This window comes from Massilia sp. 01N410, from assembly GCF_056399665.1.
In genome coordinates, this window is record NZ_JBFTRV010000011.1 from 70,059 (window position 1) to 88,135 (window position 18,077).

Below are 18,077 nucleotides of genomic sequence, written 5' to 3' on the forward strand. Positions count from 1 at the left end.
TATTCACGAACTCAACATATTTTTGAAAATAATCCATCACGGATTTACCTTGTGTAAAAATTCATACATAATCCGCCGGGCAGCCGACCCGGCCGAGGAGACCGCATATGCATGCACACACCCACCCGATCGCGACCGAACCAGGCGTCGCCAGCTACCAGCTCGCTTCCTGCCACTACGGCAGCCCGGGCAGCGGCAAGAAGGTCTATATCCAGGCCGCCCTGCATGCGGACGAAGTACCGGCGATGCTGGTGGCGCACTTCCTGAAGCGCGAGCTGGACCGGCTGGATGCCGAAGGCCGGGTGCGCGGCGAGATCGTCCTGGTGCCGGCCGCGAATCCGGTCGGCCTGTCGCAAATCGTGCACGGCATGCCCTTCGGCCGCTTCGACCTCGGCACCGGCGTCAACTTCAACCGCGCCTTCCGCCACCTGGCCGACGAACTGAAGCCAGCGCTGGCGGGCAGGCTCGGCGCCGATGCGCGGGCGAACGTCGCCCTGATCCGCAGCGAGGCGCGCGCCGCCGTCGCCCGCTGGGAACCGGCCGACCATACCGAGGCCCTCAAGAAAACCCTGCTGGGGATGGCGATCGACGCCGACATCGTGCTCGACCTGCACTGCGATAACGAAGCCGTGCTGCACGTCTACACCGGCAGCGCGCTGGCCGGGCGGGTCGAGCCGCTGGCGGCGCTGCTCGGCGCGCGCGTCCTGCTGCTGTCCGATGCGTCCGGCGGCGAGCCTTTCGACGAAGCCTGCAGCCGGCTATGGTGGGACCTGGCCGCGCACTTCGGTCCGGATACGCCCATTCCGCCGGCCTGCGCCGCGATCACGGTCGAACTGCGCGGCGAGATGGAGGTGCGCTACGACTACGCCCGGCAGGATGCGCAGGCGCTGCTCCAGTACCTGGCGCGCGAAGGCCTGCTCGAGATCCCGCAGGGCCCCCTGCCCGCGCCGCTGTGCGCGCCGACGCCCCTGACGGCCGTCGAGCGCCTGGATGCGCCGCAGTCGGGCGTGCTGGTGTTCCTGAAAGCGCTGGGCGAACAGGTCGCTGCCGGCGAAGCCGTCGCCGACATCGTCAATCCGGTCACCGGCGTCACCGCGACCGTGCACGCGCACCATGGCGGCCTGCTGTTCGCCTCGACCGCCCATCGCCACCTGCTGCGCGGCATGCACATCTGTAAAATCGCCGGGGCGACGCCCTTCCGTTCCGGTTCCCTGCTGAGCCAATGAGGATTCCATAAGCATGCGCCTTCGAATGCCCAATACCTTCGTGCTGCTGTTCGCGATCCTCGCCCTGATCGCGCTGGCGACCTGGTTCGTCCCCGGCGGGAAGTACGAGACCCACCTCGTGGGCGGCAAGCAGCTGGTCGACCCGGACACCTTCCATTACGTGGCCAGCGCCCCGCAGGGCCTGGTGGCGCTGATGAAGGCGCCCATCAAAGGCTTCGTCGAGGCGGCGCAGATCATCGGCTTCGTGCTGATCGTCGGCGGCGCCTTCGCGGTGGTGCAGAAGACGGAAGCGATCGACACCGCGATCCGTTCGATCGCGCGCGCCCACGAACACTCGGCACTGGTGCGCGCGACCATCATCCCGGTGTTCGTCACCCTGTTCTCGCTGGGCGGCGCCACCTTCGGCATGAACGAGGAAGTGATCCCCTTCGTGCTCATTTTCGTTCCGCTGGCACTGGCGCTCGGCTACGACACCGTGACCGGCGTCTCGATCCCCTTCCTCGGCTCCCAGGTCGGCTTCGGCGCCGCCTTCCTGAATCCCTTCAACGTCGGCATCGCGCAGGGCATCGCCGGCGTACCGGTGTTCTCTGGGATGGGCTACCGCCTGATCGTGTGGGCGGCGGCGACGATTGTGACGATCGCCTTCCTGATGTGGTACGCCGCGCGCGTGAAACGCAATCCGTCGCTGAGCCCGACCTTCGTGCTGGACCAGGCCAAGCGCCTCGAGCATCCGGTGGCCGTGTCGTCCGACGACCGGATGACGGGCCGCCATGCGGCGGTGCTGGCGATCTTCGCAATCTCGCTCGGCACCATGGTGATCGGGGTGGTGAAGTACGACTGGTTCATCGACGAGATCGCGGCCCTGTTCCTGGCGATGGCGATCGTCGTCGGCCTGGTCGGCCGCCTCGGCGCCGACAGCTGGGTGGCGGCCTTCATGCAGGGCGCAAAAGACCTGGCGCCGACGGCGCTGGTGATCGCGATCGCGCGCGCCACCATGATCATCGCCCGCGACGCCCACATCATCGACACCATGCTGCACGGCCTGATGCCGTGGGTAGCGTCGAGCCATCCGGTATTCGCGGCGCAGAAGATGTACCTGATCCAGTCGGTGATCAACTTCTTCATCCATTCGGGCACCGGCCAGGCAGCGCTGACGATGCCTATCATGGCGCCGCTGGCGGACCTGGTGGGCGTGTCGCGCCAGACCGCGATCCTGGCCTTCCAGCTGGGGGAGCTGTCGACGCCCATGATCCCGACCTCCGGCATCACGGTCGGCGTGCTGGCGCTGGCGCGCGTGCCCTGGCTGACCTGGGCCAAGTGGATGATCCCGCTGCAGCTGATCTACCTGGTGCTGGCGCTGCTGCTGCTGGTGCCGCCCTGCCTGATGGGGTGGAGCTGAGGGGCTTGCGCAATCGCGCATGAAAAAAGGGACAGGCGCTCGCCTGTCCCTTTTTCGTTTTGTGCGGCCGGTTTCGGTGAACCGGCCGTCGTCTCCCCACTAATTCATCGCGTCATGCGCCCAGGCGCTGCTCCAGCTGCTGCTTGGTCGCCACCAGTTCCTGCGGCAGGCGGTAAGCCAGCTTGTCGAACAGCTCGCTGTGCAGCTTCAGTTCTTCGCGCCAGGCGTCCTTGTCGATCGAGGTGATCTGCTGGAACTGCGCTTCGGTGAAGTCGATGCCGGTCCAGTTCAGGTCGCCGTACGACGGCGAGGTGCCGAACATGTGCTCGACGCCGCCCTGCTTGCCTTCGGTGCGTTCGAGGATCCACTTCAGCACGCGCATGTTGTCGCCGTAGCCCGGCCACACGAAGTTGCCCTTCTCGTCGGTACGGAACCAGTTGACGCAGAAGATCTTCGGCTGCGCCGAGATTTTCTTGCCCAGGTTCAGCCAGTGCTGGAAGTAGTCGCTCATGTTGTAGCCGATGAAGGGCAGCATCGCGTAGGGATCGCGGCGCACCACGCCCATCTGGCCGGCGGCGGCGGCGGTGGTTTCCGAGCCCATGGTCGCGGCCATGTACACGCCTTCGGTCCAGTTGCGGGCCTCGGTCACCAGCGGCACCGTGGTCGAGCGGCGGCCGCCGAAGATGAAGGCCGAGATCGGCACGCCGGCCGGATCGTCCCAGGCCGGATCGATGACCGGGTTCTGGGTCGCGGCCACGGTGAAGCGCGCGTTCGGGTGGGCGGCCTTGGTGCCGGACGCCGGGGTCCAGTCCTTGCCCTGCCAGTCGATCAGGTGGGCAGGAGCTTCCTTGGTCATGCCTTCCCACCAGACGTCGCCGTCGTCGGTCAGGGCGACGTTGGTGAAGATGACGTTCTCGCGCAGCGAGGCCATGCAGTTGGGGTTGGTCTTCTCGTTGGTGCCCGGGGCGACGCCGAAGTAGCCGGCTTCCGGGTTGATCGCGACCAGCTTGCCGTCCGCGCCCGGCTTGATCCAGGCGATGTCGTCGCCGATGGTGGTGACCTTCCAGCCTTCGAAACCGGCGGGCGGGATCAGCATCGCGAAGTTGGTCTTGCCGCAGGCCGAGGGGAAGGCGGCGGCCACGTATTTCTTTGCGCCTTCAGGCGATTCGACGCCCAGGATCAGCATGTGCTCGGCCAGCCAGCCGGTGCCGCCCTGCTGGGCTTCCTGGTACCCCATGTTGGAAGCGATGCGCAGCGCGAAGCATTTCTTGCCCAGCAGCGCGTTGCCGCCGTAGCCGGAGCCGAAGGACCAGATCTCGCGGGTTTCCGGATAGTGGACGATGTACTTGGTGGCGTTGCACGGCCAGCGCACGTCCTGCTGGCCGGCGGCAAGCGGCATGCCGACGCTGTGCACGCAGGGCACGAAGTCGCCGTTCTCGCCCAGCACGTCGTACACGGCACGGCCCATGCGGGTCATGATGCGCATGTTGACGGCCACGTAGGGCGAGTCGGACAGTTCGACGCCGATGTGGGCGATCGGCGAGCCCAGCGGGCCCATCGAGAACGGCACCACGTACATGGTGCGGCCGGCCATGCAGCCGTCGAACAGGCCGTTCAGGGTCTGGCGCATCTCGTTCGGGTCGGTCCAGTTATTGGTCGGGCCGGCCTGCTCTTTGGTTGCCGAGCAGATGAAGGTGCGGTCCTCGACGCGCGCGACGTCGCTCGGGTCCGAGCATGCGAGGTAGGAGTTCGGGCGCTTTTCCGGATTCAGGCGCTTCATCGTGCCGGCTTCGACCATCAGGGCGCACAGGCGGTCGTACTCTTCCTGGGAACCGTCGCACCAGTAGATGGCGTCGGGCTTGGTCAGGGCCGCGATCTCGGCCACCCAATTGATGAGTTTGTTGTGCTTGATGTAAGCTGGGACGTTCAAAGCGGCAACGCCGCCCATCACGGGCTGATTCATAGGTACCTCCAATGCCAATAAAGAATTCTTGGGGCCTCGAAAAACCGGCTTCGCGTCACAGGGCCGCGGCTGGTAACGGTGTCATCGAGGGTCCGTCCGTCAGGGAATCCCGGTACCGGGCCCGCGCTCAAGAATCCATTTGGCAATGGATCGGCGCCGGGGTAACGTGATGCGGCGGTCGTGTCGGCTGCTGGCCTCGATCGATGTCTCAAAACATGTCAATCAGACATCGCTGGCCTTTATTTCTGGTCGATTCTACACCCGCACAAATGCGTTTCAAATGCTTCAATAACAAAAATGTAGGAAATTTGGTTGACCAATGTAGTAGGTTATTCTCCATCTTTTGAATCCGCGTTATTTCATTACTTACCCGTACGAAATTTACAGAAAACATTATGAAAATAGCCATCCTTGACGACTACCAGGACGCCGTCCGCCATCTCGATTGCTTCAAGCTGTTGGACGGACACGAGGTCAAGGTGTTCACCAATTCGAGCCGCGGCCTGGGCCAGCTGGCGATCCGCCTGGCACCCTTCGACGCCCTGGTCCTGATCCGCGAACGCACCGCGTTTCCGCGCGCCCTGCTGGCCAAGCTGCCGAACCTGAAGCTGCTGTCGCAGACCGGCAAGCTGGCGGGCCACGTCGATGTGGCGGCCGCGACCGAGCACGGCATCGCGATCGCGGAAGGCATCGGCTCGCCGGTCGCGCCGGCCGAGCTGACCTGGGCGCTGATCATGGCCGCGAGCCGCAAGATCGTCCCCTACGCCAACAACCTGAAGCAGGGCCTGTGGCAGACGGCGTCAAGCAATCCGGAGCTGAACGGCCTGGGGCGGACGCTGAAGGGACGCACCCTGGCGATCTGGGGCTACGGCAAGATCGGACGCATGGTGGCCGGCTACGGCAAGGCCTTCGGGATGCAGGTCATGGTGTGGGGCAGCGAGACCAGCCGCGCGGCGGCGGTCGGCGACGGCTTCCAGGCGGCGCCCTCGCGCGAAGCCTTCTTCGAGCAGGCCGACGTGCTGAGCCTGCACCTGCGCCTGAACGCCGCCACGCGCGGCATCGTCACCCGGGACGACCTGGCGCGCATGAAGCGCGACGCCCTGTTCGTGAATACCAGCCGCGCCGAGCTGGTGGAAGAGAATGCGCTGGAAGACGCGCTGCAGCGCGGCCGCCCGGGCTATGCAGCACTGGACGTGTTCACCGACGAGCCGCTGCCGGCCGAGTCGCCGCTGCTGAAGATCCCGACCGTGCTGGCGACGCCGCACCTGGGCTATGTGGAGAAGGACAGCTACGAGCTGTATTTCCGGGTGGCGTTCGAGAACGTGGTCAATTTCGCGAACGGCACGGCGACGAACATCTTGAATCCGGACGCGTCGGCGAAATGACCGCATGCGTCCGCGTGGGCATGGAATGCCCACCCTAGGTTATCGCAACTCGGGTTCGCCGGTGAAATTCGGCTTACGCATCGGCATCTCATGCCGGCGCGTCCACAAGCCGGCCCAGCCCGGCGGCCACTCGATGACGGGACCGTCGTAGGCCGGCAGGCCGGCGCGCACCGGCACCACGGGCACCGGCGGCATCTCGACCAGGCCGCCGCCCTTCGGCTGGGGCGCCATGTCGAAGCTGTACATATAACCCGGCAGCAGGGCCTCGCAGACGCCGGCGAACCAGGCGGTATGGTCGTCGTCGCGGCCCAGCGCGCGCGCCAGGCCTTCGGGATCGAACTTCGCCAGCGCGTGGATCAGCTCGTCCGTGCTGGCGCCGGGCGCATCGCCCCAGCCCATCACCGGATTGCCGTTATACACGTCGCCCGAACCGTACCAGCCTTCGCGCCAGGGCCGCTGCATCCAGTCGCGCTGGCCGGCGAACAGGTGCCAGCGCCAGTGCAGGCCGGACGGCTTCGGCCAGGAGTGCAGGTAGAGCTTTTCGTAGCCGGCCTTGTGCAGCTCGCGCACCATCGCCATCAGGCGAGCGTGCGGCATGCGGTCCGGCGGCGAGCGGCGGAACAGGATGGCCTCGCCATCGGCGTGCTGCACTTCGTCGGTGGAGAGGTTGAGGTCGAGCGTGCGCGCTTCGTTGCCGAAGCGCGCGGAGATCCAGCCGGTCAGCAGGTTGACGTGGGTAATCACGCCGTAACCGCGATGGCGATGGAAGATGACAGTGCCTGGAGCGACGGGTTTCATGTGATCAATGTACTCATCCGATCCGGAAGATTCTAGCGCAGTCACATGCGGATACATACCCGTTTGCGGCTATCATAAGCACCTTATTTTTCTGCGTTTCCAAACCATTATCATGACTTTGCGGATCATCGCCACCGGCGGCACTTTCGACAAACACTACAACGAACTCAACGGTGTCCTGGGCTTTGCGGACAGCCACTTGCCTGAAGTTATCAAGCGCGCGCGCATCACCATTCCGGCCGCGCTCGAAGTGGTTTCCCTGCTCGACTCGCTCGACATGCAGGACGCCGACCGCCAGAAGGTCCTGGCCGCCTGCCAGGCCGCCAGCGAGAAGGCGATCGTGATCGTGCACGGCACCGACACCATGCGCGAAACCGCCGAGGTGCTGGGCGCGGCCGCAGGCACGAGCGACAAGACCATCGTCTTCACCGGCGCCATGATCCCCTACGAGATCGCCAACTCCGACGCGCTGTTCAACTTCGGCTTCGCCTGCGGCGTGGCGCAAACGCTGCCGCCGGGCGTGTACGTGGCGATGAACGGCACCATTTTCACCTGGGATAAAGTCACCAAAAACCGCGCCGCCGGCGTGTTCGAGGCGCGCTGACACGACAGCATTGCTGGACGGCTATCGGGCGCTGCGCGTTTCCCGCCATTTTTACAATGCTTCTTCCACCAACGCAGGAGGAAGCAATGAACGAGCAGCGCCCGACTTTGACCACCCGCCAGGGGCATCCCGTCCGCGACAACCAGTCCTTGCGCTCGGTCGGCGAGCGCGGCCCGGCCACGCTGGAAAACTACCAGTTCATCGAGAAGATCACCCACTTCGACCGCGAACGCATTCCCGAACGCGTGGTGCATGCGCGCGGCACCGGCGCCCACGGCTATTTCGAAGCCTACGGCAAGATCGGCGACGAGCCGGCCAGCAAGTACACCCGCGCCCGCGTCCTCAACGAGACCGGCGTGCAGACCCCGGTATTCGTGCGTTTCTCGACCGTCATCGGCGGCAAGGAATCCCCGGAGACGGCGCGCGATCCGCGCGGCTTCGCCGTCAAGCTCAAGACCGTCGACGGCAACTGGGACCTGGTCGGCAATAACCTGAAGGTCTTCTTCATCCGCGATGCGATCAAGTTCCCGGACATGATCCACGCTTTCAAGCCCGACCCCGTCACCAACCAGCAGGAGCCGTGGCGCTTCTACGACTTCATCTGCAGTCATCCGGAAGCCCTGCACATGGTTACCTGGCTCAAGAGCCCATGGGGCATTCCTGCCAACTACCGCGAGATGGAAGGCTCGGGCGTGAACACCTATAAACTGGTGAACGACCAGGGCATCGCCCACCTCGTAAAGTTCCACTGGCAACCGAAACAGGGCGTGCGCAACCTCACCAGCCAGCAGGCCGCCGAGATCCAGGGCCACGACACCAGCCACGCCACCCGCGACCTGTACGCGGCGATCGAACGCGGCGAGTTTCCGGAGTGGGAATTCTGCGTGCAGATGATGTTCGACGGCGAGCATCCCGAGCTCGACTTCGATCCGCTGGACGACACCAAGCGCTGGCCGGAAGACCAGTTCCCGCTGCTGCCGCTGGGACGCATGGTACTCAACAAGAACCCGGACAATGTGTTTGCCGAAACCGAGCAATCGGCCTTCGGCACCGGCGTACTGGTCGACGGCGTCGACTTCTCGGATGACAAGATGCTGCAGGGCCGCACCCTGTCCTATTCGGACACCCAGCGCTACCGCGTCGGCCCCAACTACCTCCAGCTGCCGATCAATGCGCCCCAGGAAAAGGCCCGCGCCCGCACCAACCAGCGCGACGGCCAGATGGCCTTCTACGTCGACGGCGGCGGAGAAGAAAAGCACATCAACTACGAGCCCAGCCTGCTGGGCGGCCTGCAGGAAGCGCCGCAGCCGCAGAAGGACTACCACCAGGTCGTGCAGGGCCACCTGGGCCGCTACCAGACCACGAACACTGCCTCCGACTACAAGCAGGCGGGCGACCGTTACCGGTCCTTCCAGGACTGGGAACGCGACGACCTGGTCAACAACGTCGGCGGCGATCTGAAGAAATGTCCTGAAGTCATACAGCTACGCATGGTCTGGCACCTGTGGCACTGCGACGAGGACTACGGCCGCCGCGTGGCGCAGGTGGCCGGCATCGACCTGGAAAAGGCGAAGGCCCTGCCGCCGCTGCCGGGCAAGCCGGCGCCGCATCAGAACCGCGGCGCGGCCACGTATACCAGCGGACAGGCGGAGATGGGATCGGAGGGGAGGAAGGAGCCGGCTACTTCGGAGGAAGTGGCGACCAAGTGAAGAACAGTCAGCTGACCAACCGTCGTTCCCGCCAAGGCGGCCGGCCAGGTCGGGAACGACGGCGGGTTGCGCGGGTGTTGCTTACGCCTTGGCTTCCCCGCCCAGCGCCTCAACCAGATCCGCCATCAGCTTCGACAGCTCACCGGTCATCAGCATGATGTCGTTATCGAAACGCTCGTCATCGCTATAGGTGATGGTTTCGTTTTCCTTGATCACGTCCAGCGGCTTGACGCCCTTGATTGCCAGCTGCTCGGTCAGCACGAAGGAGACGCGGCTGTTCCAGGTCATGGCCAGGCGGGTGCACTGCTTGCCGGCGGCGATGTGGCGGCGGATATCTTCCGGGTCCAGCGAGTGCTTGACGTAGCGCACCGCGGCCTTGCTCTCGCCGGTGGCGCGCAGTTCGGTGTCCTGGTCGATGGTGAAGTTGTACGGCGCTTCGTCCGATTCCAGCCAGCCGGTCATCACGGCCACCGGCGAGCGCTGCACGCGCAGCGATTCCAGCGGCATCTTGTCGACGGCCTTCAGCAGCAGCTTGATGACGTCGTCGGCCTTCGACGGGCTGGCGGCGTCGACCACCAGCCAGCCGTTGACCGGGTCGATCCAGGTCCAGACATTGCTGCGGATCGAGAATGCGCGCGGCAGCAGTTCGTCGGCCACGCGCTCCTTCAGTTCCTTCATTGCTTTCTTGCCCGGCGGGAAGCCCTGCTGCTCTTCCAGCTCGGCTGCACGGGCCTTGGCAACCTGGTTGATGACCGAGCCCGGCAGCAGTTTCTTTTCCGTGCCCAGCATCATCAGCATCTGCTTGTTCACTTCGTGGACCAGCTTGCCGTTGCCGCGCGGCGAATCCCAGCCCTGGCGCAGCAGTTCATTGCTGCTGGCCGGCGTGAACGCCTGCGACTGCAGCGCCTCTTCCATTTGTTCGGCGGTGTATGCCCACGGTGCGGGCAGGCGGTAAATCTGAAGATTCTTGAACCACATAGTTGCTTTCAGTTATCTCTTTATTTCCAGGGGAACGACATTCTACACGCTGCCGGGTGGCAAATTTCAGCCGGCAGCGCGGCCTTTTTTAATGTGTTGCGCGTTCGTCAAACAAGCTCAGCTGCTCAACCTGTTCGCTGTCCGCCAGCCGCACGCCCACGCCCAGCAGGCGCACCGGCCGGCTGGCGCGCAGCCAGCCGGTTTCCATCAGGTGGGTATAGACCGCCAGGTTGGGCGCATAGCCGACGCACTCGACCGTGGTCTGCTGGAAGTCGTTGAACTTGATTTTCACGAACAGCTTGTTGATGAATTTTTCGGCATTGTTGCGCTTGATGCGGCCCTGCAGGTGCTCCATCAATTCCGGCAGCAGGGCCAGGCAGGCGGACAGGTCCGGCACGTCCGGCGTATAGGTTTCCTCGGTGCTGATCGACTTGCGCTCGCGTACCGGATTCACCTCGCGGTAGTCGATGCCGCGGCACAGGTCGTGCAGGCGGGCGCCGAAGGACCCGAAATGTTCCTGCAGCTTCGCCATGCTCCAGCCGCGCAGGTCGGCGCAGGTCTGCACGCCCAGGCCATTCATCTTGGCCGCCGTGACCTTGCCGACGCCATGCAGCTTTTTCACCGGCAGCGCCGCGACGAAATCATCGATCTCCTCCGGCCGCACCAGGAACAGGCCATCCGGCTTGTTCCAGTCGCTGGCAATCTTGGCCACGAACTTGTTCGGCGCCACCCCGGCCGAGGCGGTGATGCCGACGGTCTCGAAGATGCGCCGGCGGATCTCCTGCGCGATCAGGGTCGCGCTGCCCTTGCAGTGCGGTGAGGCCGTCACGTCCAGGTAGGCCTCGTCCAGCGACAGCGGCTCCACCAGCTCCGTGTAGTCGCGGTAGATGTCCATGATCTGGGTTGATGCGATCCGGTACTTTTCCATGTTCGGCGGGATCAGGAGCAGCTCCGGGCACAGCTTCATCGCCTGGGCGGTCGCCATCGCCGAATGGATGCCGAAGCGGCGCGCCTCGTAGTTGCAGGTGGCGACCACGCCACGCTGGTCCGGCCGTCCCCCGACCGCCAGCGGCCGGCCGCGCAGCGACGGGTCGTCCCGCATCTCGACGGATGCGTAGAAACAGTCGCAATCGCAGTGGATGATCTTGCGGAGGGGGATGTTCATACTGTAATTGCATACAGTATCAGGGGAAAGCGGGAATGATGCAAGAGTGCAAGCAAAAAGGGCGCGCAACCTGCGTCGCGCGCCCTTGTCTCACTGCTTGTCCAGCCGCTTACCAGGTAAACTTCAGCGAGTACGACGCGCCATACACACCCGTGTGGTAGCGCACGCGGACGTAACGCGGCGAAGTCGCCGAGGTGGCGTTGGCGACCGACACCGCGTCCGGCGTGCCCGCGCCGTTGGTGCTCATCGCCAGCTGGGTGCCGGCGCTGTTGTAGGCGTACAGGTCATAGTCCGTGCTGCCGCTGCCGGCGTTCATGGTCAGGGTCGCGGTCAGGGTCTTGCCGGCCGGGACCTGGACCACGAAGTAGTCGTTGTCGGTCGTACCGTACAGCGTGCCCTTGACCACGGTGCCCGAGACGTTCACCGCATTGGCGGCCGAGATCGAGTTGTTCGGCTCGACCTCGTTCTGCGTCGGCGGCGTGACCGTCGCGCCGGCCGCCACGGCGTTCACGGCCGCTGCGGCGTCGACGATGCCGGCGCCGCAACCCGAGCATGCCGCCGGGAAGGCGCGCGCGGTGGACTTCAGCTTGGCCTCGACTTCGTCCGGCGTCAGATTCGGGTTCGTCGACAGCATCAGGGCGGCCACGGCGGCCACGTGCGGGGTCGCCATCGAGGTGCCCATCATGTAGCCGTAATTGTCGCCGGCCGGGGTGCTGGTGCCGGCGTTCCAGGTCGACAGGATGCCCGCGCCGCTGTCGCCGCCCGGCGCCGCCACGTCGACCACGCTGCCGTAGTTCGAGTACGAGGCCTTGCCGCCGGTACGGCCGACCGCCGCCACCGCGATCACGCCAGCGCAGTTGGCCGGATTCGAGTTGGCGGCATTGATGTTCGAGTTGCCGGCCGCTACCACGACCACGGCGCCGCGCGAACGGGCGCTGTTGATCGCATTCTGGGTGGTGGTGTCGCAGGCGCCGCTGCCGCCCAGCGACAGGTTCAGCACGCGCGCCTTGTTGGCATTGGCCGGCACGCCGGTGACGGCGCCGCCGGAGGCCCAGACGATGGCGTCGGCGATGTCCGAGGTATAGCCGCCGCACTTGCCCAGCACGCGGGCCGGGACGATCTTCGCGCCGTAGGCGATGCCGGCCACGCCGACGCCGTTGTTGGCCTTGGCGGCGATGGTGCCGGCCACGTGGGTCCCGTGCCAGCTCGAGGCTTCGTCCTGCGCCGGGATGCCGGTGCCGCACTGGCCGGCATAGGTGTTGTCGCCCGGGTCGCTGGCGTCGCTGTCGCGGCCGTTGCCGTCGCCGGCGATGGTGGCGTTGGTGATGAAGTCATAGCCCGGCAGGATCTGGCCCTGCAGGTCGACGTGCGGACGGTAGCCGGTATCGATCACGGCCACGTTGATGCCGGCGCCGGTCGACTTGTCCCAGGCGGCCGGCACGTTCATGCCGCCCTTGGCGTCGAACAGGTCCCACTGCTGGGTGTACATCGGATCGTTGGGCACGAACAGCGGCAGCATGATGCGGTCCGGTTCGGCGTATTCAACGTCCGGGTCGCGCGCCGCCAGGTCGGCGGCCAGGGCCCTGGCTTCGTCGATCGACATGGCGCGGCTGAGCTGCATCACGTTGGCGCCGGTGGCGGTGGCGCGCAGCAAGCGCATGGTGGCGCCGAGCTGCTGGCCGGAGCGGGCCATCAAGGCCTGGCGCGCGGCCGTCAGGGCGCGGGCGGGCATGGCGCCCTTGGAATTGTCGACCGCATCCTTGTAGCGGACGATCAGGCGGTCGGTCTGGGTGATGACCTTGGTGTGCGCCGCATCCTGCGGCGCGGCGTTGGCGGCCAGCGACCCGAAGGCGACGAGGGCTGCGGCGCAGAGTTTCAACACGGGAGACATCTTGTGGTGCGACATGCTTGCTTCCTCTTTTCGTTAACCGAACCGACGAGCGTAACGAAAAGCGGCCCGCTTGGGGCCGCTTTAGGGGTTTTCACCACAGGAAAATTTTTGATAAGTAATTGATTGCTAAAGGAATTTATTGACTCTCGGCATTTCCTTTACAGGCAATCAGCTTTCCCGTTTCCAGGCAATTACCAGCTCGGTTACCAGCTCAGCTTCAGCGTGTATTTGCCGCTGGTCGAACCGGTGCCGCCGCTGTAGTACACCACGCGCACGTAGGCGGGCACGGTGGTGGAGCCGGTATTTGTCGCACTGGCCGAATCGATCGAACCGGCGCCATTGGTGCTGGACGTCACCTGGGTGCCGGCGCTGTTGTAGATGTACAGGTCGTAGTCCGAGGTCGAGTTCGGCGTCAGGGTCGCGCTCAGGGTCTTGCCGGCCGGCACCTGGACCACGAAGTAGTCGGTGTCGGTGGTGCTGCCCATGGTGCCGTTGACCGTGGTGCCCGCGGTCGTCACGGCGTTCGCGGTGGAGATCGTGTTGTTCGACTCGGTTTCCGAGATCGTGGTGCCGGTGCCGCCGGTGCCCAGGGCCGCATCGACCGCCGCCGAGGCGTCGACGATGCCCGCGCCGCAGCCCGAGCACGATGCCGGGAAGGCGCGCGCGCTCGACTTCAGGCGGGATTCGACGTCGTCCGGGGTCAGGTTCGGATTCACCGACAGCATCAGCGCGACCACGCCGGCCACGTGCGGAGTGGCCATCGAGGTGCCCATGTAGCCGGCGTAGCTGTCGGCGCCCGGACCCTTGGTGCCGGCGTTCAGGGTCGACAGGATCGCCGCGCCGCTGTCGCCGCCCGGCGCCGCCACGTCGACCAGGGTGCCGTAGTTCGAGTACGAGGCACGGCCGCCCGACTTGTTGGTGGCCGCCACCGCGATCACGCCCGAGCAGTTGGCCGGGCTGCTGTTGCTGACGTTCTGCGACTCGTTGCCGGCCGCGACCACGACCACGGTGCCGCGCGAACGGGCGCCGTTGATCGCGTTCTGGGTGGTGGTGTCGCAGGCGCCGCCGCCGCCCAGCGACATATTGATCACCTGCGCGCGCGCCGCGATGTTCGGCACGCCCGAGACGGTGCCGCCGGAAGCCCAGATGATGCCGTCGGCGATGTCCGAGGTATAGCCGCCGCACTGGCCCAGCACGCGCACCGGCACGACCTTGGCGTTGTAGGCGACGCCGGCCACGCCGATGCCGTTGTTGGTGAGGGCGGCGATGGTGCCGGCCACGTGGGTGCCGTGCCAGCTCGAGTTGGTGGCGGCCTGGCCAGTACCGCACTGGCCGGCGGCGGTCCAGTCGCCCGGATCGCTGGCATCACTGTCGCGGCCGTTGCCGTCGTTGGAGATCGTGGTGTCGGCGATGAAGTCGTAGCCTGCCAGGATCTGGCCCTGCAGGTCGACGTGCGGACGGTAGCCGGTATCGATCACCGCCACCCGGATGCCGGTGCCGGTGGCCTTGTCCCAGGCCGCCGGCAGGCGCATGCCGCCGACGGTATCGGTGTAGTCCCACTGCTGGCTGAAGTAGGGATCGTTCGGCGTGAACATCGGCTTCTTGATGCGGTCCGGTTCCGCGTACTCGATCGAGGCATCGCCGGCGGTCAGGTCGGCCGCCAGCTTGGCGGCCTCGGCCACCGAAATCTTGCGGTTCATCTGGATCACGCGGGCGCCGGTACCGATGGTGTGCAGTTCCTTCATCGTCAGGCCGAGCTTGCGGCCGGCCGTGTTGAGGACGGCCAGGCGCGAAGCGGCCATCGGCGACGCCGCGGCGGCCCGCGACAGCCCTTTGGCGACGCTCTTGGCATCCGGCGCCGACTCGTCCTTGTACTTGACGATCAGGCGGTCGGTCTCGGCAGTGACGTCCACACCCTGCGCGGCGGATGCGGTGACTGCCGTGGCCGGCACGCCGGCCTGGACAAAGCCTGCGCCGATGCCGAGGACGGCCACTGCGCACAGTTTCAAGACTGCCGGGTACATCGATTTCTGAGACTTCATGTTTCTTCCTTTTTATAGAAAAACACAAAAGTTTTGATTTTCCGCAAGCACGTCATGAACTACTGAGTGCCTGAGATCTAGTTGTGTCGGCGCTATTTCTGCACACCGATTGCCCGTCTGAAAGCGGACACGGAAGAGTAGCGCGAAGGAAGAAACCTTGTGGAAATTTCACAATTGATTTCGGCATCTTTACAACGAAAAACAGTACTTCGTAGCAAAAACCTACTTTATTTGGCGGAAAATCGGCTCAGCAAAATAAGATCTTGCTAAAAAACGCAAAATTATAAGGAGATTATCATTCTTGGTCAGCCATAACATTTAACACATAGCTTTGATCTATATCAGATATAACGCATAAATTTTAACGAAGATGCATACGCGCCAGACGTAAAAAAGGCCGCGATCGCTCGCGGCCTTTTGCTCAACCGGACAGCCGTTCAGGACTTAGAAATTGCCCTTGAACTGGACGCCGTAGGTGCGCGGCTCGTTGGTGAAGCCGGTCAGGTTGTTGAAGTCGATCGCACCGGTGATGCGGCGCTGGTCGAGGATGTTGCGGCCGAAGGCAGCCACTTCATACTTGCCGCCCGCCCAGTTGTAGCCGACGCGCAGGCCGCCTTCGGTCAGCGGCTTGCCGCTGAATTCCTTCGCTTCGTACAGGAAGAAATTGATCTTCGTACGGTAGGACCAGTCGGTGTAGACGAAGAACTCGCCGTCGCCCATCGGGATGCCATAGCGCGCGGTGGCGTTGAGGGTCCACTTCGGCGCCTGCGGCAGCGGGTTGCCGTTGATCTCGACGCGGCCGGCCGCGTTGACCGGGTCGGTGACGGTGCACTGGGCGCACTTGTTGACCGACAGGCTCGGGTCGCGGATCTCGGTGAAGTTGTAGCTGGCGCCGCCGGTCACGCGCAGCGACGGGCTGACGATGCCTTCGAAGTCGAACTCGGCACCCTGGGCCTTGGTCTTCTTGGCGTTGATCAGCTTGGTGACGTTGGAGTTACCGCCGACCACGGTCAGCTGCTGGTTCTTGACCTCGAAGTCGTACAGCGAGAAGTTGACGCGGGCGCGGCGCTCGAACAGGTCGGCCTTGATGCCGCCTTCGACCGAGGTGACGGTCTCGGCATCGGCCACGGTCACCGGCACCGATGCCGACGCGGCGGCGATACTCGGCGCGCGGAAGCCGGTCGCCATGCGGGCGTACAGGTTCACTTCGCGGTTCAGCTTGTAGGTACCCGACAGGTCCCAGTTGACCTTGCTCTTGCTCTCGCTGATGCCGGCCGGGCCGATCAGGGTCACGTTGGTGTGTTCCAGCGTGGCGAAGTCCTTCTTGTCGTCGGTGTAGCGCAGGCCGCCGCGCAGGGTGAAGGCATCGTTGACGGCATAGGTCACGGAACCGAAGGCGGCCCAGGCCTTGTTCTTCTGGTTCGAGACCACGCGCGAGGTCTGCTGCTGGGTCACGCTGTCGAAGTTGTCGCTGCCGCCGGTCGCGTCTTCATCGAAGTAGTACAGGCCGGCCTGCCAGTTCATCGGGCCCGCGTTCTTCGACTCGACACGGAATTCCTGCGAGTACTGGGTCAGGTCGGTCAGGCGGCTGGCGGTCTGTACCTGGAAAGGAATGAAGCCCGGACCGGCCGGGGTGCCGCCGTCGATGTCGCCGCGGCTGTTGTAGTGGCCCACGCCTTCGTAGCCGGTAATCGAGTACAGCTTGACCGGGCCCAGGTCCCACGACAGGCGCAGGTTGGCGCCGTTGGTCTTGAGGTTCTGGAAGTTCAGGGCATTGGTGACGATGCTGTTCAGGTCGTAACCGTCGGCGATGTCGTTGGTGCCCTTCTTGATCAGGTTGGCGCGGAACAGGCGGGCGCTGCCGGCGGTGGTGCGCTGGTGCACGTTGAACAGGGCGCTGAAGGTGCTGTCCGGGGTGTACAGGAACTGCACGCGCTCGGCGTGTTCGTTGTAGCCGTCCAGTTCGCCGGTCTTGTTGGTCTTGGCCAGGTCGCTGTAGTTGTCGACGTAGTTGTCGCGGTGCTGGCGCAGGGTCGAGACGCGCATCGCCCACTTGTCGGACAGCGGCACGTTGACGGCGCCTTCCAGGTTGACGGTGTTATGCGTGCCCCACGAGGCGTTGTAGTAGCCCTCGACCTTCTTCAGGTTCGGCTTTTCGGATTCGAACTTGACCACGCCGGCCGGGGTGTTGCGGCCGAACAGGGTGCCCTGCGGGCCGCGCAGCACTTCCACGCCGGCCACGTCGAAGATCGGGAAGCCTTTCAGGATCGGGTTTTCCTGCACGATGTCGTCGACGATCAGCGACACCGGCTGCGACGCGAACAGCGAGAAGTCGGTGTTGCCGTAGCCGCGGATGTAGAAGCGCGGGAAGGTGCGGCCGTTCGACGATTCGATGTTCAGGCTCGGCACCTTGCCGGCCAGCACGCGGATGTCTTCGCCACCGGAGACGATGACGTCCAGTTTCTCACCCTTGATGGCGCTGACGGAAACCGGCACCTCCTTGATGTTTTCGGTGCGGCGCTGCGCCGTCACGGTAACGGTTTGCAGCTCGTTGGTCGATGTAGCTTGGGCCAGGGCCGGGGCGGCCGACATGGCGGACAGCGCCAGCATCGCGCCGTGGGCGGCGATGACGCGCTTGTGCATCTTGGACATCTTGGTCATTTCGATTTCCTAGGAAGGGTAAAAAAACTTGTATTTATGTCTCCCCCAGCCCCCTCTTCCCCCGGCAAGCGCGCCGTGCTCGGCGTCTTCATATTGCCAGGTTGGTAAGCGCGCAATTGTCGAGCATGTGTATAAGTCAAGGCAAGAAATATGCGTGGGGATAGGCGGCCATACAACAAATTATTTTTCCCCAAAACCCTTGCGTGCTCCGGAAGGGATACGCTATGATTCGGGCCTCTTCGGACGCGGTGACAAA

General features: G+C 64.6%; 12 protein-coding genes. 5 read left to right on the forward strand and 7 right to left on the reverse strand.

What is annotated here, in order from left to right:
* Positions 1–107: 107 nt before the first annotated feature.
* Both AC1DOP_RS16025 and AC1DOP_RS16030 read left to right on the forward strand, forming a co-directional pair.
* Positions 108–1,226 (forward strand): succinylglutamate desuccinylase/aspartoacylase family protein, encoded by a 1,119-nt coding sequence (locus tag AC1DOP_RS16025; RefSeq protein ID WP_442121220.1) that lies wholly within the window; start codon positions 108–110, stop codon positions 1,224–1,226.
* A gap of 25 nt (positions 1,227–1,251) precedes the next feature.
* Positions 1,252–2,625 (forward strand): YfcC family protein, encoded by a 1,374-nt coding sequence (locus tag AC1DOP_RS16030; protein WP_477252179.1) that lies wholly within the window; start codon positions 1,252–1,254, stop codon positions 2,623–2,625.
* A gap of 112 nt (positions 2,626–2,737) precedes the next feature.
* Here AC1DOP_RS16030 and AC1DOP_RS16035 read toward each other — a convergent pair whose 3' ends face one another.
* The gene (locus AC1DOP_RS16035; RefSeq protein ID WP_442121218.1) at positions 2,738–4,588 is read right to left on the reverse strand and encodes a phosphoenolpyruvate carboxykinase (GTP); all 1,851 of its coding nucleotides are present in this window, start codon (positions 4,586–4,588) and stop codon (positions 2,738–2,740) included.
* Between the two features lie 395 nt (positions 4,589–4,983).
* Here AC1DOP_RS16035 and AC1DOP_RS16040 point away from each other — a divergent pair, with 395 nt between their 5' ends.
* A complete protein-coding gene (locus AC1DOP_RS16040) occupies positions 4,984–5,973 on the forward strand; it encodes a D-2-hydroxyacid dehydrogenase family protein (RefSeq protein ID WP_442121217.1) in 990 nt (329 codons plus the stop codon).
* Positions 5,974–6,012: 39 nt separating this feature from the next.
* Here the strand turns inward: AC1DOP_RS16040 and AC1DOP_RS16045 are convergent, their stop codons facing one another.
* Positions 6,013–6,771 (reverse strand): L-asparaginase, encoded by a 759-nt coding sequence (locus tag AC1DOP_RS16045; protein ID WP_442121216.1) that lies wholly within the window; start codon positions 6,769–6,771, stop codon positions 6,013–6,015.
* Positions 6,772–6,883: 112 nt separating this feature from the next.
* Between AC1DOP_RS16045 and AC1DOP_RS16050 the strand changes: the two genes are divergently transcribed.
* Together AC1DOP_RS16050 and AC1DOP_RS16055 are read left to right on the forward strand one after the other, a co-directional pair.
* Positions 6,884–7,375, forward strand: coding sequence for an asparaginase domain-containing protein (locus tag AC1DOP_RS16050; RefSeq protein ID WP_442121215.1), 492 nt, complete (start codon positions 6,884–6,886; stop codon positions 7,373–7,375).
* 86 nt (positions 7,376–7,461) lie between these two features.
* On the forward strand, positions 7,462–9,084 hold the full coding sequence (locus AC1DOP_RS16055; protein ID WP_477252182.1) for a catalase: 1,623 nt from the start codon (positions 7,462–7,464) through the stop codon (positions 9,082–9,084).
* An 81-nt stretch (positions 9,085–9,165) separates the two neighbouring features.
* Here the strand turns inward: AC1DOP_RS16055 and AC1DOP_RS16060 are convergent, their stop codons facing one another.
* From AC1DOP_RS16060 to AC1DOP_RS16080, 5 genes are all read right to left on the reverse strand, one after another.
* Positions 9,166–10,062, reverse strand: a complete 897-nt coding sequence (locus tag AC1DOP_RS16060; protein WP_442121213.1) for a recombination-associated protein RdgC — start codon at positions 10,060–10,062, stop codon at positions 9,166–9,168.
* Between the two features lie 88 nt (positions 10,063–10,150).
* Positions 10,151–11,227 (reverse strand): DNA polymerase IV, encoded by a 1,077-nt coding sequence (gene dinB / locus AC1DOP_RS16065; protein ID WP_442121212.1) that lies wholly within the window; start codon positions 11,225–11,227, stop codon positions 10,151–10,153.
* Between the two features lie 109 nt (positions 11,228–11,336).
* The gene (locus AC1DOP_RS16070) at positions 11,337–13,133 is read right to left on the reverse strand and encodes a S8 family peptidase (protein WP_477252184.1); all 1,797 of its coding nucleotides are present in this window, start codon (positions 13,131–13,133) and stop codon (positions 11,337–11,339) included.
* Between the two features lie 188 nt (positions 13,134–13,321).
* A complete protein-coding gene (locus AC1DOP_RS16075) occupies positions 13,322–15,160 on the reverse strand; it encodes a S8 family peptidase (RefSeq protein WP_477252186.1) in 1,839 nt (612 codons plus the stop codon).
* A gap of 444 nt (positions 15,161–15,604) precedes the next feature.
* Positions 15,605–17,821 carry a TonB-dependent receptor gene (locus AC1DOP_RS16080; protein WP_442121209.1) on the reverse strand — a complete coding sequence of 739 codons (2,217 nt, stop codon included), beginning with the start codon at positions 17,819–17,821 and terminating at the stop codon, positions 15,605–15,607.
* Positions 17,822–18,077: the final 256 nt, after the last annotated feature.

Coding starts and splice junctions, on each gene's coding strand:
- AC1DOP_RS16025 (WP_442121220.1), top strand. CDS start 108: ATGCATGCACACACCCACCCGATCGCGACCGAACCAGGCGTCGCCAGC.
- AC1DOP_RS16030 (WP_477252179.1), top strand. CDS start 1,252: ATGCCCAATACCTTCGTGCTGCTGTTCGCGATCCTCGCCCTGATCGCG.
- AC1DOP_RS16035 (WP_442121218.1), bottom strand. CDS start 4,588: ATGAATCAGCCCGTGATGGGCGGCGTTGCCGCTTTGAACGTCCCAGCT.
- AC1DOP_RS16040 (WP_442121217.1), top strand. CDS start 4,984: ATGAAAATAGCCATCCTTGACGACTACCAGGACGCCGTCCGCCATCTC.
- AC1DOP_RS16045 (WP_442121216.1), bottom strand. CDS start 6,771: ATGAAACCCGTCGCTCCAGGCACTGTCATCTTCCATCGCCATCGCGGT.
- AC1DOP_RS16050 (WP_442121215.1), top strand. CDS start 6,884: ATGACTTTGCGGATCATCGCCACCGGCGGCACTTTCGACAAACACTAC.
- AC1DOP_RS16055 (WP_477252182.1), top strand. CDS start 7,462: ATGAACGAGCAGCGCCCGACTTTGACCACCCGCCAGGGGCATCCCGTC.
- AC1DOP_RS16060 (WP_442121213.1), bottom strand. CDS start 10,062: ATGTGGTTCAAGAATCTTCAGATTTACCGCCTGCCCGCACCGTGGGCA.
- dinB (WP_442121212.1), bottom strand. CDS start 11,227: ATGAACATCCCCCTCCGCAAGATCATCCACTGCGATTGCGACTGTTTC.
- AC1DOP_RS16070 (WP_477252184.1), bottom strand. CDS start 13,133: ATGTCGCACCACAAGATGTCTCCCGTGTTGAAACTCTGCGCCGCAGCC.
- AC1DOP_RS16075 (WP_477252186.1), bottom strand. CDS start 15,160: ATGAAGTCTCAGAAATCGATGTACCCGGCAGTCTTGAAACTGTGCGCA.
- AC1DOP_RS16080 (WP_442121209.1), bottom strand. CDS start 17,821: ATGACCAAGATGTCCAAGATGCACAAGCGCGTCATCGCCGCCCACGGC.